Source organism: Azotobacter beijerinckii (assembly GCF_900110885.1).
Classification (GTDB): Bacteria; Pseudomonadota; Gammaproteobacteria; order Pseudomonadales; family Pseudomonadaceae; genus Azotobacter; species Azotobacter beijerinckii.
The window spans coordinates 1-18,166 of sequence record NZ_FOFJ01000067.1; the positions used below are offsets into that span (position 1 = coordinate 1).

An 18,166-nucleotide genomic window follows, 5' to 3' on the forward strand; every position below is an offset into this window, starting at 1 on the left:
AACGCTTTGCCGGCGTGGTGCGCGACCACTGGGCCATTGAGAACAGCCAGCACTGGGTGTTGGATGTGCAGTTTCGCGAGGATGCCAATCGCAGTCGCAAGGACCACTCGGCCAGCAACCTGGCCGTGATACGCCGCGCGGCACTGAACCTGATACGACAGAACGACAGCAGTCAACTGAGCATTGGCAGGCGGCGCATGCGGGCTTGCACCAATGCGCAGTACCGAACCCAACTGCTGTTTGGCCCGGATGCCTCATAGCGCGATTGCCCTGCCCGGCCGGAAGCGCCGCACGCCCTGGAATGCGGCCTGCGGGCGGTACTCGCGGTTGCCGGGGAATCGGCGGCTGTTTAAGGTATACCCCCGTTCGCGGCCCCTGCGCCGCCAAGTCGAGATTTCCGTCATGCGCCCGATCGCCCGTCCGCTCCTGCTTTGCCTGTCGCTGCTCAGTCTGCCTGCTCTCGCCGAGCAGCTCACCGGCCTCTATCAGGTCCGCGAGCCGGTCGCCAGTCAGCAGCCGGCGGCGCGCGACCAGGCCCTGCGGCGGGCTCTGGACACCCTGCTGGTGCGTCTGACCGGCAAGCCCGAGGTACTGCAGAGCCCGGCCCTGGCTGCCGCGCGTCAGGACCCACAGCAGTTGATCCTCAAGTACGGTTACGAAGGGCAGGCGCTGGTGGTCGATTTCGACCCGGCCTCTACCCAGGGCCAACTGCGCCAGGCCGGCCTGCCGCTGTGGGGGGCCAACCGTCCCAGTCTGCTGGTCTGGTGGCTGAACGAGGCCGGCGGCGCCGCCCAACTGGTCGGCGATGGTCAGGACAGCGCACAGCCGCTGCGCAATGCTGCCCAGTATCGTGGGTTGCCGCTGCGCCTGCCGATGGCCGACCTCGACGAGCAACTGGTCGCCACCCCGGAGAATCTGGCCAGTGGTACGGGCTTGGCGGGGGCGTCCGGACGCTATGGGGCCAATGCCATGCTCGCCGTACGTGCCCGCCAGGAGGGCGGCAAGTGGCTGGCGCAGTGGCGCCTGTCGGCCGACGGCAGCCAGCAGGAGGGCGCTGCCGAGGCGCCGGACAGCGCCACCCTGGCCGATGCGGTGATGCTGGCGACGAGCGAGCGGCTGGCGGAGCGCTTCATGGGCAAGCAGGAGGCGACCGAGCGCCTGACCCTGCAGGTGGGGGGCGCCAACCTGGCCCGCTACGCCGAGCTGGAGCGCACCCTCGAACCTTTCGGCGCCCGCCTGCGCCAGGTCGAGGGCGACCGGCTGGTCTACCAGCTCGACTCCACGGTTGCCCAAGTGCGCTCCCAGATGGCGCTGATCGGCCTGCGCGAAGAGGGTACCGGGGCGGCGGCCGGCCAGGCGCCGATGGTCCAGTCGCGCGAAACGACACTGAGCTTTCGCTGGTGAGCGGCCATTGAGACGCTGAAGGGGCGGACCTGCGGCTGGAGCCGTCCATGCATCACTTGCCCAATCTGCTGACCCTGCTGCGCTTCCTGCTGGTGCCGCCGGTCGCCTGGCTGATCCTCGCCGAGGCTTATGACTCGGCCCTGTTGCTGTTCGTCCTGGCCGGCGCCAGCGATGCGCTGGACGGCTTTCTCGCCCGGCGCTTCGCCTGGACCAGCCGGCTGGGTGCCCTGCTCGATCCGCTGGCGGATAAGCTGTTGCTGGTCGTCAGTTGCCTCTGCCTGAGTTGGGTTGGACTCATTCCCGGGTGGCTGGCGCTGGTGGTGCTGGCGCGGGATATGCTGATCGTCGCCGGTGCCGTCTGCTACCGCTGGCGGGTCGGCTCGCTGACGATCAGTCCGAGCCGGCTGGGCAAGCTTTCCACCTTTCTGCAGACCGCCCTGGTGAGCGTGGTGCTGCTGCAGGCGAGCCTGCTGCCGGCCTTTGCCGCGCTGCGCCTGCCGCTGATCGTGCTGGTGGTGCTGGGCAGCCTGGCCAGCGCCGTCGACTATGTGCGGGAGTGGACCGACAAGTATCGTAGGCACAAGGATTCCACATGACCGATTCGAACCGCTGGCTCTGGCTGGCCGGGCTGTTCTTCGCCGGCTGGCTGATCTATCTGCTGATGCCGATTCTTTCGCCCTTCCTGGTCGGCATCCTGCTGGCCTACCTGGGCGATCCCCTGGTGGACCGCCTGGAGGAGCGCGGGCTGTCGCGGACCTGGGGGGTGGTGGCGGTGTTCGCCCTGTTCGGCCTGCTGCTGTTGCTGTTTCTGCTGTTCCTGCTGCCGATGCTGGGTCGGCAGCTGGTGCACCTCTACGAGCTGGCGCCGCTGATGCTCGACTGGCTGCAGCAGGTGGCCCTGCCGTGGGTCCAGGTGAAACTGGGGCTGGCCAAGGGGTTCTGGCATCTGGACCAGCTCAAGGCGATGTTCGCCGGGCAACTGGGCAAGACCACCGATATGGTCAGCCAACTGCTCAGCCAGGCCACCGCCTCCGGCCTGGCCTTGCTCGCTTGGCTGGGCAATCTGCTGCTGGTGCCGGTGGTGAGCTTCTACCTGCTGCGCGACTGGGACATCCTGGTGGCCAAGCTACGCACCCTGCTGCCGCGGCGGCGCGAGGGTGTGGTGGTGGGGCTGACCGGCGAGTGTCACGAGGTGCTCGGCGCCTTCCTGCGCGGGCAGTTACTGGTGATGCTGGCGCTCGGCGTGGTCTATGCGCTGGGGCTGATGCTGATCGGCCTCGACCTGGGCCTGCTGATCGGACTTCTGGCCGGGCTGGCGAGCATCGTGCCCTACATGGGCTTCGTGGTTGGCATCGGCGCTGCGCTGGTCTCGGCGCTGTTCCAGTTCGGCGGCGATCCCTATCCGCTGATCGGCGTGGCGGCGGTGTTCACCGTCGGTCAACTGCTAGAGGGGATGCTGCTGACCCCGCTGCTGGTCGGCGACCGGATCGGCCTGCATCCGGTGGCGGTGATCTTCGCCGTCCTTGCCGGCGGCCAGCTGTTCGGCTTCACCGGCGTGCTGCTGGCTCTGCCGGTGGCCGCGGTGATCATGGTTTTGCTGCGTCATGTCCACGATTTATATAAACTTTCCGAACTTTACGGAGAGTCCAGCCACGGAGACTCCAGCGGCGGTTCTGCGGAGTCGCCCGGGCCGACATGAAACCGATCCAGCTGCCCCTCGGGGTGCGTCTGCGCGACGACGCCACCTTCGCCAACTATTACCCCGGCGCCAATGCGGGTGCGCTCGGCTATGTCGAGCGCCTCTGCGAGCCCGACGCCGGCTGGACGGAAAGCCTGATCTACCTGTGGGGGGGGGAGGGCGTCGGGCGTAGTCATCTGTTGCAGGCTGCCTGCATCCGCTTCGAGCAGCGCCGCGAGCTGGCGATCTACCTGCCGCTGGCCGAGCTGGCGGACTACGGCCCGGCGCTGCTGGACAACCTGGAGCAGAGCGAGCTGGTCTGCCTGGACGATCTGGAGGCGATCGCCGGGCGCGCCGACTGGGAAGAGGCGATGTTCCACCTGTTCAATCGCCTGCGCGATGCGGGGCGTCGTCTGCTGCTCTCCGCCGCGATGCCGCCGCGCGAACTGCCGGTCAAGCTGCCGGACCTGAAGTCGCGCCTGACCCTGGCGCTGGTCTTTCAGCTCCAGGGGCTGTCCGACGAGGACAAGCTGCGCGCCCTGCAGCTGCGTGCCTCGCGCCGCGGCCTGCACCTCACCGACGAAGTCGGGCGCTTCATCCTCACCCGCGGCTCGCGCAGCATGGCGGCGCTGTTCGAACTGCTCGACAAACTGGACCAGGCCTCGCTGCAGGCCCAGCGCAAGCTGACCATTCCCTTCCTCAAGGAAACCCTGGGCTGGTAGGGCGGGTCGCTCCCGTCCTATTCCCCGGCCAGCCGGCGGTCGTGCTGGAAGCGCCAGCGGGTGTAGAGCAGGGCGGCGCAGAACAAGGTCAGGCCGAGCAGGGCTTCCAGCCAGCCGAACAGCCGGCGCGCCGGATCGATGGCGGCGGTCACGCCCTGGATGAAGTACAGGTTCACCACGAAGCAGGCCCAGGCATGGGCACGCGCATTGCCGAGCAGCAGGCCCGGGGCGAGCAACGCCAGGGGCAGCAGCTGGATGCCGATGATCACCCAGGGGCGGGCGCCATGCAGGTCGGCGAAGGCCAGGTTCCACATCACCAGCAGGGTGGCGAGAGCGAGGAAGCTGGCGAGGGTGAGTGCGCGGCTGGCTTTCAGGCGCGGAGCCAGCCATTCCAGGCTGGGTAGCGGTTTCGCTTTTCTAGCCACGGCCGCTCTCCAGGCGTCGGGCGGTCTGCGCCAGGCGCAGGCCGAGGGCACGGCAGAGGGCGATTTCGTGCTCGTCGAGAGGCCGCTTGCCGTCGCTGCCGGCATGGTGACTGGCGCCGTAGGGGGTGCCGCCGCCCTGGGTCTCGAGTAGCGCCGCCTCGCTATAGGGCAGCCCGCAGACCAGCATGCCGTGGTGCAGCAGGGGCAGCAGCATCGACAGCAGGGTGGTTTCCTGGCCGCCGTGCAGGCTGGCGGTGGAGGTGAATACGGCGGCCGGCTTGCCGACCAGTTCGCCGGTCAACCATAGGCTGCTGGTGCCGTCGAGGAAGTATTTCAGCGGGGCCGCCATGTTGCCGAAGCGGGTCGGGCTGCCAAGCGCCAGTCCGGCGCAGTGGCGCAGATCGTCCAGGCTGGCGTAGAGGGCGCCCTCGGCGGGGAGCGCCGGCGCCGTCGCCTCGCACTCGGCAGACACCGCCGGCACCGTGCGCAGGCGCGCCTCGAGGCCGCCGAGTTCGACGCCGCGAGCGATCTGCCGGGCCATTTCGGCGGTGGCGCCGTGGCGGCTGTAATACAGCACCAGGATGTAGGACGCGCTCACGACAGCAGCTCCAGGACCTTCTCCGGCGGGCGGCCGATCGCCGCACGGTCGCCGGCCACCAGGATCGGCCGCTCGATCAGCCGGGGATGGGCGGCCATGGCCTCGATCAGCTGCGCCTCGCTCAGCGCGGGATCGGCCAGGTTCAGCGCCTTGTATTCCTCCTCGCCGCTGCGCAGCAGCTGGCGGGCCGGGATGCCGAGCTTGCCGAGCAGCTCTCCGAGTTCCGCGATGCTGGGCGGGGTTTCCAGGTAGCGCACCACCGTCGGTTGCAGGCCGCGGGACTCGAGCAGTTCCAGCGCGCCGCGGGATTTGGAGCAGCGGGGATTGTGGTAGAGCGTCAGATCGGTCATGGGTGGATCGCATCCAGCGGGGTCGGGCCGCTATTCTAACCACCCCGGCGCATGGATGAACCCTGTGCCCGTCGTCGCTCACGGTAAGGAAAGGGCATGCGCCAACGCTTCGTCGATACCCTGGATTTCTGGCGTTATCTGCTTGAGCGCTTTCTGGCTGATCGCGGTCCGCAGAGCGCCGCGGCGCTGACCTATACGACGCTGTTCGCGGTGGTGCCGATGATGACCCTGACTTTTGTCGTGCTCTCGGTCGTTCCGGAGTTCCAGGGCATGGGCGAGCAGATCCAGGGCTTCATCTTCCGCAACTTCGTGCCCTCCAGCGGCGCCATGCTGCAGGATTACCTCAAGACCTTCATCGAGCAGGCGCGGCATCTGACCTGGGTCGGTGTTGGACTGCTGATGGTCACCGCGTTCCTCATGCTGATGACCATCGAGCACACCTTCAATGCCATCTGGCGGGTGCGCCAGCCGCGCCGTGGCCTGTCCAGCTTCCTGCTCCACTGGGCGATCCTCAGTCTGGGCCCGTTGCTGCTGGGGACGGGCTTCGCGCTGAGCACCTACATCTCCTCCCTGGCGCTGATCTCCGATCCCTATGCCTTGGCGGGGGCGAGGCTGCTGCTGAATTTCATGCCCCTGGCGTTCAGCGCGGCAGCCTTCACCCTGCTCTATGCGGCGGTGCCCAATACCGCGGTGCCGCTGCGCCATGCGCTGCAGGGCGGGCTGTTCGCTGCCGTGCTGTTCGAGGCGGCGAAGATGCTGTTCGGTCTCTATGTCAGCCTGTTCCCCACCTATCAGCTGATCTACGGAGCCTTCGCCACTGTGCCGCTGTTCCTCCTGTGGATCTACCTGAGCTGGATGATCGTATTGCTGGGCGCCGAGCTGGTCTGCAACCTGTCCGCCGTCCGGCGCTGGCGGCGCAATCCGCTGCCGCACCTGCTGGTGCTGCTCGGCGTGCTGCGGGTGTTCCACCAGCGCCAGCAGTCCGGCCAGGCCGTCGGCCAGGCCGATATGCAACGTGCCGGCTGGTCGCTGCCCGATGCGCTCTGGGATGAGATCCTCGATTTCCTCGAACACGAGCAGCTGGTTTGCCGCACCAGCGATGGCGGCTGGGTGCTCTGCCGGGACCTGAACCGCTATAGCCTGGAGCTTCTGCTGAGCCGTTCGCCCTGGCCGCTGCCGCACCTCGATCAGCTTCCCGAGCGTCTCGACGAGCCCTGGTTCCCGGCCTTGCGCAGTGCCCTGGAACGACTCCAGCGGGAGCGCGCGGCGCTGTTCGGCGAGAGCCTGGCGCATTGGCTGCAGCCGCCTGTGCCGGCGCCCTGAGCCGCCGCTGTGGATAGGGGCGATATTTGCGCGGCGGCCGGCTTGCGGCGATGCTTTGTCTGTGGGAAGAGGTCTGCCGGATCGTGGGTCGTCGGGGGAGGAGCTTTATGGGAAGGCGAATGGGAGTCGTCCTGGCGTTGGCCGCCGGGCTGGCGCTGGCCGGTTGTAGTGAGGACTGGGGGCTCGACCAGCATGGGCGGCCGGTTGCCGCCGAACAATTGGAGGGCCAGTGGCTGGTGATCAACTACTGGGCGGAGTGGTGTTCGCCCTGCCGCGGCGAGATCGCCCAGCTGAACGCCCTGGCCGAGCAGTACCGGGGCCGCGGCGTGCGCGTCGTCGGGGTGAACTTCGACGGCCTGCAGGGCGCCGAGCTGGCCCGCGCCAGCGAGGCGCTGGGCATCCGCTTCGGTGTGCTGGCGCAGGACCCGGCCGAGCGTCTGCAGTTGCCGCCCGGCGAGGTCTTGCCGGTCACCTATATCATCGATGCGCAGGGCCGGCTGCGCGAGCGGCTGCTCGGCGAGCAGACCGCCGCCGGCCTGACCGCACGCCTGCGGGCATTGCGCAGGGAGGAGTCCTGAGGTGGCGCGAGTCGGCGTGCATGCGTTGGTCAGCGGCAGGGTTCAGGGTGTCTATTACCGGCAAAGCACGGCGTTGCACGCCGAGCGCCTGGCGCTGGCCGGCTGGGTACGGAACCTCGCCGACGGGCGGGTCGAGGTCTGGGTCGAGGGCGAGGAGGCCGCGGTGCGCGAGCTGGCGGACTGGCTGCGGCAAGGTCCCGAGCGGGCCCTGGTCGACGGGGTGGAGCTGGAGGAGGTGGTTCTGCAGGGCTTCGTGGATTTTTGCGTGCGGGGCTGACCCTCACTTGACGTACCAGACGTCGTGCCACAGGCCGATCACCTTCGACGGGTAGCGATACTGTCCCAGGCTGCCGTTGTAGCGGGCCAGGGCGCGGTTGAGGTCGCCCTTTTCCTTTTTCAGGTAGTAGCTGAGGATGGTGCAGCCGTAGCGCAGGTTGGTGGCGTTGTCGGTGAGGTTGTCCTGCGGACGGCCCAGTTCGGCTTTCCAGAACGGCATCACCTGCATCATTCCCTGGGCGCCGACCGGGGATATGGCGAAGCGGTCGAAGCGGCTTTCCGCATGGATCACTGCCAGCACCAGGTCGGGGCGCAGGCCGGCTTTGTTCGCCTCGCGGTGCACCGTGCGCAGCAGGCCCAGGCGTTCGGTGTGATCCGGCAGGTAGCGGTTCAGACGAGTCGACATGTCCAGCAGCCAGACTTCCGCCTCGAAGCGGTCGGTGAAGCTGTCCGCCTCGGCGACCGTGCGTTGCAGCAGATCGCGCAGTTCCGGCTCCGGCGCCTGCGGCAGGCTGGCGACGGTCGGTAGCGGCAGGGCGAGCAGGCAGAGCAGGGCGAGTCGCGGGAGCTGCATGCGGCCGTCCTCAGTCGCCGGAAGGAACCGCTGCTCGACGTCCGGCTCTCTTCTGCAGATCGGCGAGAAACTCCCGTTGCAGTTCCGGATCGTGGCGGGTCAGTTCGATCAGGCTCTGTTCCAGCTCGCTGGCTTCCTCTTCCAGGCCGAGTGCGGCGAGCCGCTTGACCCGGTGTACCCATTGCCCGACCTCGTCGCTCTCCAGATCGGCATAGACCAGGTCGTGGGCCTCGCGCAGCTTGCCACCCAGGCTGCGGCTGACTGGTAGCACGGCCTCCGCGCGGGTGTCGTCCTGGGGATCTGCTACGTTCAGTTGCAACCGGGCGACACGGACATCCTGCAGGCTGAAGGGACTGTCGAGCAGGTTCAGGTGCAGGGCGCCGTGGCGGTCGGTGAGCAGTTCGTAGGTTCGTGCTCCGGTTCCGACCGACACCGGGCGTTCGGCCCAAGGTAGGCTGGAGTGCTCCGTGCGACGCTCCTTCAGTTGCTCGTCCAGGCGCGCCAGGTTCTGCTGGGCGCGTCCGTTGGACTCGATGTTCATCGCCGGGTTGAGACCGGCGAAGCCGTAGTCGATCCAGCCCTCGGTGGCGAGGTCGGGCAGCGTGCCGAAGGCGGCCACGTTGAGCGCGTTGGCGGCAAGCCCGGCCACCACCGCTACCATCCCCAGGGGAATCTCGTAGAGTTCCCGCCAGGGCTGGTAGGGGGTGTAGCGGTCGTAGCGGCGGGTCACCTCGAACTCGCTGATCTCGAAGGTCTTCTGGTCGTGGATGCGGACCTGCCGCTGCGGCAGGTCCAGCATCGCCGGCTCGCCGAGGTCGATTTGCAGGCTGTGGCTCAGGAGTTTGCGTTCGACGCGCTCTTCGTGCTCGCTGCGCTGGGGCAGCTGGTTGGCGCAGCCGGCGAGCAGGAGGGCGCCGCAGAGTGCGGCGCCGAGACGCAGGGAGCTTTGGGTGAGCATGACGTGGGATCAGCGGCCAATGCGGTTGCTAAGGAAGGCCGGGAGGTCGGCAGCCGGGATGGCCTGGACGTCGGTCTCGCGGCGGTTCTTGTACTCCAGGGTGCCCTCGGCCAGGCCGCGCTCGCTCACCACGATGCGGTGAGGGATGCCGATCAGCTCCATGTCGGCGAACTTGACCCCGGGGCTGGTCTTCTTGTCGCGGTCGTCGAGCAGCACCTCGTAGCCGGCGGCCGTCAGTTCGGCGTACAGGCGGTCGGTGGCCTCCTTGACCGCGGCGTTCTCGTACTTCATCGGCACGATGGCGATCTGGAACGGTGCCAGCGCCTGCGGCCAGAGGATGCCGCGCTCGTCGTGGTTCTGCTCGATGGCGGCGGCGACCACGCGGGAGACGCCGATGCCGTAGCAGCCCATGATCAGGGTCACCGGCTTGCCGTTCTCGCCGAGCACCTTGCAGTTCAGCGCTTCGCTGTACTTGGTGCCGAGCTGGAAGATGTGGCCGACTTCGATGCCGCGCTTGATCACCAGGCTGCCCTGGCCGTCCGGGCTGGGGTCGCCCGCCACCACGTTGCGCAGGTCGGCGACCTCCGGCAGCGGCAGGTCGCGCTCCCAGTTGACGCCGAAGTAGTGCTTGCCGTCGAGGTTGGCGCCGGCGCCGAAGTTGCTCGAGAGCGCCACCGAGCGGTCGACGATCACCGGGATCGGCAGGTTCAGCGGGCCGAGGGAGCCGGGGCCGGCGCCGATCGCGGCGCGGATCTCGGCTTCCGAGGCGAACACCAGGGGGCTGGCGACTTGCGCCAGGTTGGCCGCCTTGATCTCGTTGAGTTCGTGGTCGCCGCGGACGATCAGGGCGACCAACTGGCCTTCCTCGGCGCCGTGCACCACCAGGGTCTTGACGGTCTTCTCGATGGCCACGCCGAACTGCGCGACCAGCTCGTCGATGGTCTTGGCATCCGGCGTGTCGACCAGGCGCAGTTCCTCGGTCGGCGCGCCGCGTTCCTGCTCGCGCGGAATGGCCTCAGCCTTCTCGATGTTGGCGGCATAGTCGGAGCTGTCGCTGAAGGCGATGTCGTCCTCGCCGGATTCGGCCAGTACGTGGAATTCGTGGGAGCCGGTGCCGCCGATCGAGCCGGTGTCGGCCTGCACCGGGCGGAAGTTCAGGCCCAGGCGGGTGAACACGTTGCAGTAGGCCTGGTGCATGCGGTCATAGGTTTCCTGCAGCGACTCTTGGGTGAGGTGGAAGGAGTAGGCGTCCTTCATCAGGAACTCGCGGCCGCGCATCAGGCCGAAGCGCGGGCGGATCTCGTCGCGGAACTTGGTCTGGATCTGGTAGAAGTTGATCGGCAACTGCTTGTAGCTGTTCAGCTCGTTGCGCGCCAGGTCGGTGATCACTTCCTCGTGGGTCGGGCCGACGCAGAACTCGCGGTCGTGACGGTCGCGGATGCGCAGCAGTTCGGGGCCGTACTGCTCCCAGCGGCCGGACTCCTGCCATAGCTCGGCCGGCTGAATGGCCGGCATCAGCACCTCCAGGGCACCGGCCTTGTCCATCTCCTCGCGGACGATGGCCTCGGCCTTGCGCAGGGCGCGCAACCCCAGTGGCAGCCAGGTGTAGAGACCGGAGGCCAGCTTGCGGATCATCCCGGCGCGCAGCAGCAGCTGGTGGCTGATCACCACGGCATCGGAGGGGGTTTCCTTGAGGGTCGAGAGCAGATACTGACTGGTGCGCATGTTGGGCTGTTCTGTCCGTTGCGGGGGCGGAAAAAGTGGCGGGCATTGTACGGCGGCGGATACTGCGCGTACAGAATCGGCGGGGCTTCGGCAGGCTGCGCGGGGTCGATTAACCATATATAATCCCCCGCTTTGCAGCGGGCGGGGCTCGCGGCGCAGTCGTCCCCGATGCGTGGAGTGTCCGATGCCTATTTACGAGTATCAGTGCGCTGCTTGTGGCCATCAGCTGGAAACCATCCAGATGTTCAGCGATGCGCCGCTGGTCGATTGTCCGAGCTGCAAGTCGCCCGAGCTGAAGAAGCTGCTCTCGGTGCCGGGCTTCCGCCTCAAGGGCGGCGGCTGGTACGAGACCGACTTCAAGACCGGCGCGAAGAAGAACCTCGCCAGCGGCGACAGTGCACCCGCCTGTGCGGGAGGCGGTTGCGGCGGCGCCTGCGCGGCGGCCGAGTGAGCCGCTCCACCCGAATTCAAGAATCGAGAGAAGAAGCACCATCATGATGCGCAGCCACTATTGCGGCCAACTGAACGAAAGCCTGGAAGGCCAGGAAGTCACCCTCTGCGGCTGGGTACACCGTCGTCGCGACCACGGCGGGGTGATCTTCCTCGACATCCGCGACCGCGAAGGTCTGGCCCAGGTGGTGTTCGACCCGGATCGCGCGGAAACCTTCGCCAAGGCCGACCGGGTGCGCAGCGAATACGTGGTCAAGATCGTCGGCAAGGTGCGCCTGCGCCCGGCCGGCGCGGTCAATCCGAACATGGTTTCCGGCGCCATCGAGGTGCTGGGCTACGAGCTGGACGTGCTGAACCAGGCCGAGACCCCGCCGTTCCCGCTGGACGAGTACAGCGACGTCGGCGAGGAGACCCGCCTGCGCTACCGCTTCATCGACCTGCGTCGCCCGGAAATGGCCGCCAAGCTCAAGCTGCGCTCCAGCATCACCTCGAGCATCCGCCGCTACCTGGACGAGAACGGTTTCCTCGACGTGGAAACCCCGATCCTCACCCGCGCCACCCCGGAAGGCGCGCGCGATTATCTGGTGCCGAGCCGCACCCATGCCGGCAGCTTCTTTGCCCTGCCGCAGTCGCCGCAGCTGTTCAAGCAGCTGCTGATGGTCGCCGGCTTCGACCGCTACTACCAGATCGCCAAGTGCTTCCGCGACGAGGACCTGCGTGCCGATCGCCAGCCGGAATTCACCCAGATCGACATCGAGACCAGCTTCCTCGACGAGGCGGACATCATCGGCCTGACCGAGAGCATGATCCGCAAGCTGTTCAAGGAGGTGCTGGATCTCGAGTTCGGCGAGTTCCCGCACATGACCTTCGAGGAGGCCATGCGCCGCTACGGTTCGGACAAGCCGGACCTGCGCATCCCGCTGGAGCTGGTGGATGTCGCCGACCAGCTGAAGGACGTGGAGTTCAAGGTGTTCGCCGGTCCGGCCAATGATCCGAAGTGCCGTGTTGCCGCCCTGCGCGTGCCGGGTGCGGCGAGCATGCCGCGCAAGCAGATCGACGACTACACCAAGTTCGTCGGCATCTACGGCGCCAAGGGGCTGGCCTACATCAAGGTCAACGAGCGTGCCAAGGGCGTCGAAGGCCTGCAGTCGCCGATCGTCAAGAACATCCCCGAAGCCAATCTCAACGTGATTCTTGACCGCGTCGGTGCGGTCGACGGCGACATCGTGTTCTTCGGCGCGGATAAGGCCAAGATCGTTTCCGAGGCCCTCGGTGCCTTGCGCATCAAGGTCGGCCACGACCTGAACCTGCTCACCTGCGAGTGGGCGCCGATGTGGGTCGTGGACTTCCCGATGTTCGAGGAGGGCGACGACGGTTCGCTCTCCGCGTTGCACCACCCCTTCACCGCGCCCAAGTGCACTCCCGAGGAGTTGGAGGCCAATCCGGCTGCCGCACTGTCGCGTGCCTACGACATGGTGCTCAACGGCACCGAGCTGGGCGGCGGCTCGATCCGTATCCACGACAAAGCCATGCAGCAGGCGGTGTTCCGCGTGCTGGGCATCAGCGAGGAGGAGCAGCAGGAGAAGTTCGGTTTCCTCCTCGATGCGCTGAAGTTTGGCGCGCCGCCGCACGGTGGTCTGGCCTTCGGCCTGGACCGCCTGGTGATGCTGATGACTGGCGCGGGTTCGATCCGCGAAGTCATCGCTTTCCCGAAAACCCAGAGCGCCGCCTGCGTGATGACTCAGGCGCCGGGCGTGGTGGACGCCAAGGCGCTGCGCGAGCTGCACATCCGCCTGCGCGAGCAACCGAAGGCCGAGTGATCGGCATCGCCGCGGGGGCGGGCCGGCTCGCGATCGGGCTCGCTCCTGCAAGAGCACACCGGACAGACAGATATACGGAGTGAGTTATGGCTGGTCATTCCAAATGGGCCAACATCAAGCACCGCAAGGAGCGCCAGGACGCCAAGCGGGGCAAGATCTTCACCAAGCTGATCCGCGAGCTGACCGTGGCCGCCAAGCATGGCGGCGGCAACCCGGCGGACAACCCCCGGCTGCGTCTGGCGGTGGACAAGGCGCTGACCTCCAACATGACCCGCGACACCATCGACCGCGCCATCGCCCGCGGCGCCGGCTCGAACGAAGCGGACAACATGGCCGAGCTGAGCTATGAGGGCTATGCGCCGAGCGGGGTGGCGATCATCATCGAGGCGATGACCGACAACCGCAACCGTACCGCCGCCGAAGTGCGCCATGCCTTCAGCAAGGCCGGGGGCAACCTGGGCACCGACGGTTCGGTGGCCTACATGTTCGAACGCAAGGGGCAGATCAGCTTTGCTCCGGGCGTCAACGAGGAAGCCCTGATGGAGGCGGCCCTGGAGGCCGGCGCCGACGATATTGTCACCAACGACGACGGTTCGGTGGACGTGTTCACCAGCTTCGCCGACTTCCATGCTGTCAACGAGGCGCTGACCGCCGCCGGTTTCAAGGGCGACGAGGCCGAAGTGGCGATGATCCCCTCGATCACCGCACCGATCGCCGATCTGGAAACCGCGCAGAAGGTACTCAAGCTGATCGATATGCTGGAGGATCTGGACGACGTGCAGAACGTCTACCACAACGCCGAGATTCCCGACGAGATCATGGAGCAGCTAGGCTGATGGTGGGCTTGAAGCTTGAGGCCGGGCCGTTCTTTCGGCTTCAAGCTTCCACCTCATGACGCTTATCCTGGGTATCGACCCCGGCTCGCGGATCACCGGCTTCGGCGTGGTGCGTGACCATGGGCGTGGTTGTGAGTACGTCGCCTCCGGTTGCATCCGTACCGGCAGCGGAACCCTGCCCGAGCGCCTGCAGGCAGTGTATCGTGGCGTATGCGAGATCATCCGCAGCCACGGTCCGGTGACCATGGGCATCGAGCAGGTGTTCATGGCGCGCAATGCCGATTCCGCCCTGAAGCTCGGCCAGGCGCGTGGTGCGGCGATCGTCGCGGCGGCGGAGGCGGGCCTGGAGATCGCCGAGTACACCGCCACCCAGGTCAAGCAGGCCATCGTCGGCAGCGGTGGGGCGGACAAGCAGCAGGTGCAGATGATGGTGATGCATCTGCTTCGACTGGTACAGAAGCCGCAAATCGATGCTTCCGACGCCCTGGCCATAGCCCTGTGCCATGCCCACCACCGGCAGAGCCTGATTCCCCACGGCCTGGACGGTGCCAGGCGGCGGGGTGGGAGGTTGCGTTTGTGAACAAGGAAAGCGGATCTTGATCGGACGTTTGCGCGGTACCTTGGCGGAGAAGCAACCGCCGCATTTGCTCGTGGAGGTCAATGGTGTCGGCTACGAGGTCGAGGTGCCGATGACTACCCTCTATCGTCTGCCTGCGCTGAGCGAGCCGGTCACCCTGCACACCCATCTGGTGGTGCGCGAGGATGCCCACCTACTCTACGGTTTCTGCGAGAAGCGCGAGCGTGAGCTGTTTCGCGAGCTGATCCGCCTCAACGGGGTCGGCCCCAAGCTGGCGCTGGCACTGATGTCGGGGTTGGAACTGGATGAGCTGGTGCGTTGCGTGCAGGCGGGCGATACCAAGGCGTTGACCCGGGTGCCGGGGGTCGGCAAGAAGACTGCCGAACGTCTGCTGGTCGAACTCAAGGATCGTTTCAAGGCCTGGGAGGATTTGTCGACCGCCGCTCCGCGGCTGCTGGAGCCCAATCCAGCAGCTGCAGTCACGACTGCGGAAAGCGATGCGCTGAGCGCGCTGGTCGCCCTCGGCTTCAAGCCGCAGGAGGCCAGTCGCGCAGTTGCTGCCGTGCAGGAGGAAGGTTTGAGCAGCGAGGAGCTGATTCGCCGGGCGTTGCGGGGGATGGCCTGAGTGATCGAAGCCGACCGTCTGATCACCGCAACCGGCCGCGACCGCGAGGAGCAGCAGGACCGCGCCATCCGCCCGTTGAAACTGGCCGAATACATCGGCCAGCCGGTGGTGCGCGAGCAGATGGAGTTGTTCATCCAGGCGGCCAGAGGCCGCAGCGAAGCCCTCGACCATACCCTGATCTTCGGCCCGCCGGGGCTGGGCAAGACTACCCTGGCCAACATCATCGCCCAGGAGATGGGGGTGTCGCTGAAGAGTACCTCGGGTCCGGTGCTGGAGCGCCCCGGCGATCTCGCCGCGTTGCTGACCAATCTCGAGTCCGGCGACGTGCTGTTCGTCGACGAGATCCACCGCCTCTCGCCGGTCGTCGAGGAGGTGCTCTATCCGGCTATGGAGGACTTTCAGCTCGACATCATGATCGGCGAGGGGCCGGCCGCACGCTCGATCAAGCTCGACCTGCCGCCGTTCACCCTAGTCGGTGCGACTACCCGTGCCGGTATGCTGACCAATCCGCTGCGCGATCGCTTCGGTATCGTCCAGCGTCTGGAGTTCTATTCCATCGCCGACCTGTCGACCATCGTCGGTCGTTCTGCCGGCATTCTCGGTCTGCCGATCGAGGCCGAGGGCGCCTTCGAGATCGCCCGACGTGCCCGAGGTACGCCGCGCATCGCCAATCGCCTGTTGCGCCGGGTGCGGGATTTCGCCCAGGTGCGTGGGGACGGGCGAATCACTCGGCAGATCGCCAGCCTGGCGCTGAATCTCCTGGACATCGACGAACTCGGCTTCGACCATCAGGACCGGCGCCTGCTGCTGACCCTGATCGAGAAGTTCGACGGCGGCCCGGTCGGCGTGGACAACCTGGCGGCAGCGATCAGCGAGGAGCGCCATACCATCGAGGACGTTCTCGAGCCCTACCTCATCCAGCAGGGCTACATGATGCGTACCCCGCGCGGACGAGTGGCTACTCGCCATGCCTATCTGCATTTCGGTCTGAACCTGCCTGCCCGGATGGAGCCGGTGACGGCCGATCCCTACTCCGGCGAGCCGGCTGGCGGCGAGTGAGGGAAAATTGTTTTTCCGTCCGATTGGCAACCTCGAGGGCTGGCACTAGAGTATGCGCGCGCAAAGCGGAATACCGTCGTTCATCCATCGCTGTCGGGTGTATTACGAAGATACCGACGCCGGTGGCATCGTTTACTACGTCAATTACCTCAAATTCATGGAGCGGGCCCGTACCGAGCGGCTGCGCGAGCTGGGTTTCGTCCAGTCCCGGCTGGCGAGGGAGGGCCTGCTGTTCGTCGTGCACTCCAGCGAGGCGCGCTATTTCGCGCCGGCGCGGCTGGACGACGAGTTGCTGGTGAGTGCACAGGTATGCGAATCGAACCGCGCCAGCCTGCGCTTTCATCAGCAGGTACGGCGGGCCGCGGATGATGCGCTGCTTTGCGAGGGACGGGTTCTGGTGGCCTGTGTGCGCGCCGAAAGTTTGAAACCCCGGGCCATTCCCGAGGCGCTGCGGGCCGTCTTGGCGGGCCCGGGTCCATCTTCAGCAGGAGAATAAGCGTGGAAGCCAACGCCGTTGACCATATGTCCATGTGGAGCCTGATCAGCAACGCCAGTCTGGTGGTGCAGCTGGTCATGCTCGTTCTAGTGGCCGCCTCGGTCACTTCGTGGATCATGATTTTTCAGCGCGGCAACCTGCTGCGCGCCGCCAAGAGGTCCCTGGATGCATTCGAGGAGCGCTTCTGGTCGGGCATCGATCTGGCCAAGCTCTATCGCCAGGCGGGTAGCGAGCCAGATCCGGATTCAGGTCTGGAGCGGATCTTCCGTGCCGGCTTCAAGGAGTTCTCCCGTCTCTGCCAGCAGTCCGGGGTCGTTCCGGATGCGGTGATGGAGGGGGTGTCCCGCTCGATGCGCGTGGCGATCTCCCGCGAGGAGGAAAAGCTCGAGCAGAGCCTGCCGTTCCTCGCCACCGTGGGCTCCACCAGTCCCTACATTGGTCTGTTCGGCACCGTCTGGGGGATCATGAACTCCTTCCGCGGTCTGGCCCAGGTGCAGCAGGCGACGCTCTCCACCGTGGCTCCGGGGATCGCTGAGGCGCTGATCGCCACTGCCATCGGTCTGTTCGCCGCGATTCCGGCGGTCATCGCCTACAACCGCTTTTCCGCGCGGGGGGAGATGCTGATCGCCCGTTACTACACCTTCGCCGACGAGTTTCAGGCAATCCTGCATCGCAAGGTGCACTCTTCGGACGCATGAGGCCCTAGCTGATGGCGAGAATTCGCAACAGGCGCAAGCCGGTCGCCGAGATGAACGTGGTGCCCTATATCGACGTGATGCTGGTGCTGCTGGTGATCTTCATGGTGACCGCTCCCATGCTCAACCAAGGCGTCAAGGTCGAGCTGCCCAAGGTATCCAGCGAGGTGCTGCCGCAGGACAACGATGCGCGGGTGCTGACCATTTCCATCAAGGCCGACAAGAGCTACTACTGGAACATGGGCAGCGAGGTGGACACCGAGACCGCCCAGGACACTGCCCAGAAGCTGGACGAGCTGGTCGACGCGGTGAGCAAGATCATCGCCCAGACCCGCAGTCAGGGTAAGCGGGTGCAGGTCTTCGTGCGCGGCGACAAGTCTGTCGACTACGGTGCAGTCATGGCCCTCATGGGAGGGCTGCAAGAGGCCGACGTGGGCAATGTCGGGCTGATCACCGAGGCTCCCTGATGCAACGGCGCGAGCGCTCCCCCTCGGAAGGCTATTTCTGGCCGATCGTGCTGGCGTTCGGCCTGCACCTGCTCGTCTTTGCCATGCTGTTCGTCAGCTTCTCCATGGCACCGGAGCTTCCTCCGGCTAGACCGATCGTCCAGGCCACGCTGTATCAAATGAAATCGCAGAGTCGGGCAACCACCCAGACCAATCAGAAGATTGCCGGAGAGGCACAGAAAACAGCTGCTCGCCAATATGAGGTCGAGCAGATGGAGCAGAAGAAGCTCGAGCAGCAGCAACTGGTCATGGCCAAGGCGGCGGAACAAAAGAAATCCGAAGAGGCTCGAAAGGCGGAGGCGGCGAAACAGGCCGCCGTCGAGGAATCTAAGAAGAAGGCTGCCGAGGAGGCGAAGAAGCAAGCCGCTGCCGAGGAGGTCAAACAGAAGGCCGCCGAAGAGTCGAAGAAGCAGGCGGCCGCCGAGGAGGCCAAGAAGAAGTCTGCCGAAGAAGCGAAGAAGCAGGCTGCTGCCGAGGAGGCCAAGAAGAAG

General features: G+C 66.4%; 24 protein-coding genes. 18 read left to right on the forward strand and 6 right to left on the reverse strand.

Annotated elements, in window-relative coordinates; genetic code table 11:
- The 5 genes from BMY22_RS25445 to hda all read left to right on the forward strand — a co-directional run.
- Positions 1–260: ISAs1 family transposase (locus BMY22_RS25445; protein ID WP_143068559.1), on the forward strand; the 260-nt coding region annotated here is incomplete at its 5' end.
- Positions 261–402: 142 nt separating this feature from the next.
- On the forward strand, positions 403–1,404 hold the full coding sequence (locus BMY22_RS19765; RefSeq protein WP_090624907.1) for a DUF2066 domain-containing protein: 1,002 nt from the start codon (positions 403–405) through the stop codon (positions 1,402–1,404).
- A gap of 47 nt (positions 1,405–1,451) precedes the next feature.
- Positions 1,452–2,000, forward strand: coding sequence for a CDP-alcohol phosphatidyltransferase family protein (locus tag BMY22_RS19770; protein WP_090624908.1), 549 nt, complete (start codon positions 1,452–1,454; stop codon positions 1,998–2,000).
- Complete coding sequence (locus BMY22_RS19775) at positions 1,997–3,103, forward strand: AI-2E family transporter (protein ID WP_090624910.1); 1,107 nt, start codon at positions 1,997–1,999, stop codon at positions 3,101–3,103. Before BMY22_RS19770 ends, BMY22_RS19775 begins: the two co-directional genes overlap by 4 nt.
- Positions 3,100–3,804: a DnaA regulatory inactivator Hda gene (gene hda, locus BMY22_RS19780; protein ID WP_090624911.1), complete on the forward strand. Its 705-nt coding sequence runs from the start codon at positions 3,100–3,102 to the stop codon at positions 3,802–3,804. Before BMY22_RS19775 ends, hda begins: the two co-directional genes overlap by 4 nt.
- A gap of 17 nt (positions 3,805–3,821) precedes the next feature.
- Here the strand turns inward: hda and BMY22_RS19785 are convergent, their stop codons facing one another.
- Genes BMY22_RS19785 through arsC form a run of 3 tightly spaced genes read right to left on the reverse strand, consistent with a single transcriptional unit; the run spans position 3,822 to position 5,177 of the window.
- Positions 3,822–4,229, reverse strand: a complete 408-nt coding sequence (locus BMY22_RS19785) for a DUF2069 domain-containing protein (RefSeq protein WP_090624913.1) — start codon at positions 4,227–4,229, stop codon at positions 3,822–3,824.
- Positions 4,222–4,827 (reverse strand): NAD(P)H:quinone oxidoreductase, encoded by a 606-nt coding sequence (gene wrbA / locus BMY22_RS19790; protein ID WP_090624914.1) that lies wholly within the window; start codon positions 4,825–4,827, stop codon positions 4,222–4,224. The genes BMY22_RS19785 and wrbA overlap by 8 nt, the downstream gene beginning before the upstream one ends.
- Positions 4,824–5,177 (reverse strand): arsenate reductase (glutaredoxin), encoded by a 354-nt coding sequence (gene arsC, locus BMY22_RS19795; RefSeq protein ID WP_090624916.1) that lies wholly within the window; start codon positions 5,175–5,177, stop codon positions 4,824–4,826. The genes wrbA and arsC overlap by 4 nt, the downstream gene beginning before the upstream one ends.
- Before the next feature lie 96 nt (positions 5,178–5,273).
- Here arsC and BMY22_RS19800 point away from each other — a divergent pair, with 96 nt between their 5' ends.
- The 3 genes from BMY22_RS19800 to BMY22_RS19810 all read left to right on the forward strand — a co-directional run bounded on the left by BMY22_RS19800 (position 5,274) and on the right by BMY22_RS19810 (position 7,355).
- On the forward strand, positions 5,274–6,500 hold the full coding sequence (locus BMY22_RS19800; RefSeq protein WP_090624917.1) for a YihY family inner membrane protein: 1,227 nt from the start codon (positions 5,274–5,276) through the stop codon (positions 6,498–6,500).
- A gap of 107 nt (positions 6,501–6,607) precedes the next feature.
- Positions 6,608–7,078, forward strand: a complete 471-nt coding sequence (locus tag BMY22_RS19805) for a TlpA disulfide reductase family protein (RefSeq protein WP_090624919.1) — start codon at positions 6,608–6,610, stop codon at positions 7,076–7,078.
- A gap of 1 nt (position 7,079) precedes the next feature.
- The gene (locus tag BMY22_RS19810) at positions 7,080–7,355 is read left to right on the forward strand and encodes an acylphosphatase (RefSeq protein ID WP_090624920.1); all 276 of its coding nucleotides are present in this window, start codon (positions 7,080–7,082) and stop codon (positions 7,353–7,355) included.
- A gap of 3 nt (positions 7,356–7,358) precedes the next feature.
- Here BMY22_RS19810 and BMY22_RS19815 read toward each other — a convergent pair whose 3' ends face one another.
- From BMY22_RS19815 to BMY22_RS19825, 3 genes are read right to left on the reverse strand one after another with little or no spacing between them, the layout of a single operon-like run.
- On the reverse strand, positions 7,359–7,928 hold the full coding sequence (locus BMY22_RS19815; RefSeq protein ID WP_090624922.1) for a lytic transglycosylase domain-containing protein: 570 nt from the start codon (positions 7,926–7,928) through the stop codon (positions 7,359–7,361).
- Between the two features lie 10 nt (positions 7,929–7,938).
- Entirely contained in the window at positions 7,939–8,886 is a 948-nt protein-coding gene (locus BMY22_RS19820) for a hypothetical protein (RefSeq protein WP_090624924.1), read from the reverse strand.
- 9 nt (positions 8,887–8,895) lie between these two features.
- A complete protein-coding gene (locus BMY22_RS19825; protein ID WP_090624925.1) occupies positions 8,896–10,611 on the reverse strand; it encodes a proline--tRNA ligase in 1,716 nt (571 codons plus the stop codon).
- Positions 10,612–10,795: 184 nt separating this feature from the next.
- Between BMY22_RS19825 and BMY22_RS19830 the strand changes: the two genes are divergently transcribed.
- The 10 genes from BMY22_RS19830 to tolA all read left to right on the forward strand — a co-directional run.
- On the forward strand, positions 10,796–11,062 hold the full coding sequence (locus BMY22_RS19830; RefSeq protein ID WP_090624927.1) for an FmdB family zinc ribbon protein: 267 nt from the start codon (positions 10,796–10,798) through the stop codon (positions 11,060–11,062).
- Between the two features lie 43 nt (positions 11,063–11,105).
- Entirely contained in the window at positions 11,106–12,881 is a 1,776-nt protein-coding gene (gene aspS / locus BMY22_RS19835; protein WP_090624929.1) for an aspartate--tRNA ligase, read from the forward strand.
- Between the two features lie 86 nt (positions 12,882–12,967).
- Positions 12,968–13,717 (forward strand): YebC/PmpR family DNA-binding transcriptional regulator, encoded by a 750-nt coding sequence (locus tag BMY22_RS19840; protein ID WP_090624931.1) that lies wholly within the window; start codon positions 12,968–12,970, stop codon positions 13,715–13,717.
- A gap of 55 nt (positions 13,718–13,772) precedes the next feature.
- Entirely contained in the window at positions 13,773–14,297 is a 525-nt protein-coding gene (ruvC, locus tag BMY22_RS19845) for a crossover junction endodeoxyribonuclease RuvC (RefSeq protein WP_090624932.1), read from the forward strand.
- 16 nt (positions 14,298–14,313) lie between these two features.
- Positions 14,314–14,919: a Holliday junction branch migration protein RuvA gene (ruvA, locus tag BMY22_RS19850; RefSeq protein WP_090624934.1), complete on the forward strand. Its 606-nt coding sequence runs from the start codon at positions 14,314–14,316 to the stop codon at positions 14,917–14,919.
- Positions 14,920–15,978 (forward strand): Holliday junction branch migration DNA helicase RuvB, encoded by a 1,059-nt coding sequence (ruvB, locus tag BMY22_RS19855; RefSeq protein WP_090624935.1) that lies wholly within the window; start codon positions 14,920–14,922, stop codon positions 15,976–15,978.
- A 52-nt stretch (positions 15,979–16,030) separates the two neighbouring features.
- Entirely contained in the window at positions 16,031–16,474 is a 444-nt protein-coding gene (gene ybgC / locus BMY22_RS19860) for a tol-pal system-associated acyl-CoA thioesterase (protein WP_090624937.1), read from the forward strand.
- Between the two features lie 2 nt (positions 16,475–16,476).
- On the forward strand, positions 16,477–17,172 hold the full coding sequence (gene tolQ / locus BMY22_RS19865) for a protein TolQ (protein WP_090624939.1): 696 nt from the start codon (positions 16,477–16,479) through the stop codon (positions 17,170–17,172).
- Between the two features lie 11 nt (positions 17,173–17,183).
- Positions 17,184–17,636, forward strand: coding sequence for a protein TolR (gene tolR / locus BMY22_RS19870; RefSeq protein ID WP_090624940.1), 453 nt, complete (start codon positions 17,184–17,186; stop codon positions 17,634–17,636).
- Positions 17,636–18,166: cell envelope integrity protein TolA (gene tolA, locus BMY22_RS19875; protein WP_090624942.1), on the forward strand; the 531-nt coding region annotated here is incomplete at its 3' end. The genes tolR and tolA, both read left to right, overlap by 1 nt.

What these genes read in the sequence shown, in the direction of transcription:
- BMY22_RS19805 (WP_090624919.1), top strand. Translation starts at nt 6,608, where the DNA reads ATGGGAAGGCGAATGGGAGTCGTCCTGGCGTTGGCCGCCGGGCTGGCG.
- BMY22_RS19840 (WP_090624931.1), top strand. Translation starts at nt 12,968, where the DNA reads ATGGCTGGTCATTCCAAATGGGCCAACATCAAGCACCGCAAGGAGCGC.
- BMY22_RS19815 (WP_090624922.1), bottom strand. Translation starts at nt 7,928, where the DNA reads ATGCAGCTCCCGCGACTCGCCCTGCTCTGCCTGCTCGCCCTGCCGCTA.
- BMY22_RS19820 (WP_090624924.1), bottom strand. Translation starts at nt 8,886, where the DNA reads ATGCTCACCCAAAGCTCCCTGCGTCTCGGCGCCGCACTCTGCGGCGCC.
- arsC (WP_090624916.1), bottom strand. Translation starts at nt 5,177, where the DNA reads ATGACCGATCTGACGCTCTACCACAATCCCCGCTGCTCCAAATCCCGC.
- BMY22_RS19775 (WP_090624910.1), top strand. Translation starts at nt 1,997, where the DNA reads ATGACCGATTCGAACCGCTGGCTCTGGCTGGCCGGGCTGTTCTTCGCC.
- aspS (WP_090624929.1), top strand. Translation starts at nt 11,106, where the DNA reads ATGATGCGCAGCCACTATTGCGGCCAACTGAACGAAAGCCTGGAAGGC.
- BMY22_RS19770 (WP_090624908.1), top strand. Translation starts at nt 1,452, where the DNA reads ATGCATCACTTGCCCAATCTGCTGACCCTGCTGCGCTTCCTGCTGGTG.
- BMY22_RS19830 (WP_090624927.1), top strand. Translation starts at nt 10,796, where the DNA reads ATGCCTATTTACGAGTATCAGTGCGCTGCTTGTGGCCATCAGCTGGAA.
- ybgC (WP_090624937.1), top strand. Translation starts at nt 16,031, where the DNA reads ATGCGCGCGCAAAGCGGAATACCGTCGTTCATCCATCGCTGTCGGGTG.
- tolR (WP_090624940.1), top strand. Translation starts at nt 17,184, where the DNA reads ATGGCGAGAATTCGCAACAGGCGCAAGCCGGTCGCCGAGATGAACGTG.
- ruvC (WP_090624932.1), top strand. Translation starts at nt 13,773, where the DNA reads ATGACGCTTATCCTGGGTATCGACCCCGGCTCGCGGATCACCGGCTTC.
- hda (WP_090624911.1), top strand. Translation starts at nt 3,100, where the DNA reads ATGAAACCGATCCAGCTGCCCCTCGGGGTGCGTCTGCGCGACGACGCC.
- BMY22_RS19825 (WP_090624925.1), bottom strand. Translation starts at nt 10,611, where the DNA reads ATGCGCACCAGTCAGTATCTGCTCTCGACCCTCAAGGAAACCCCCTCC.
- BMY22_RS19765 (WP_090624907.1), top strand. Translation starts at nt 403, where the DNA reads ATGCGCCCGATCGCCCGTCCGCTCCTGCTTTGCCTGTCGCTGCTCAGT.
- BMY22_RS19800 (WP_090624917.1), top strand. Translation starts at nt 5,274, where the DNA reads ATGCGCCAACGCTTCGTCGATACCCTGGATTTCTGGCGTTATCTGCTT.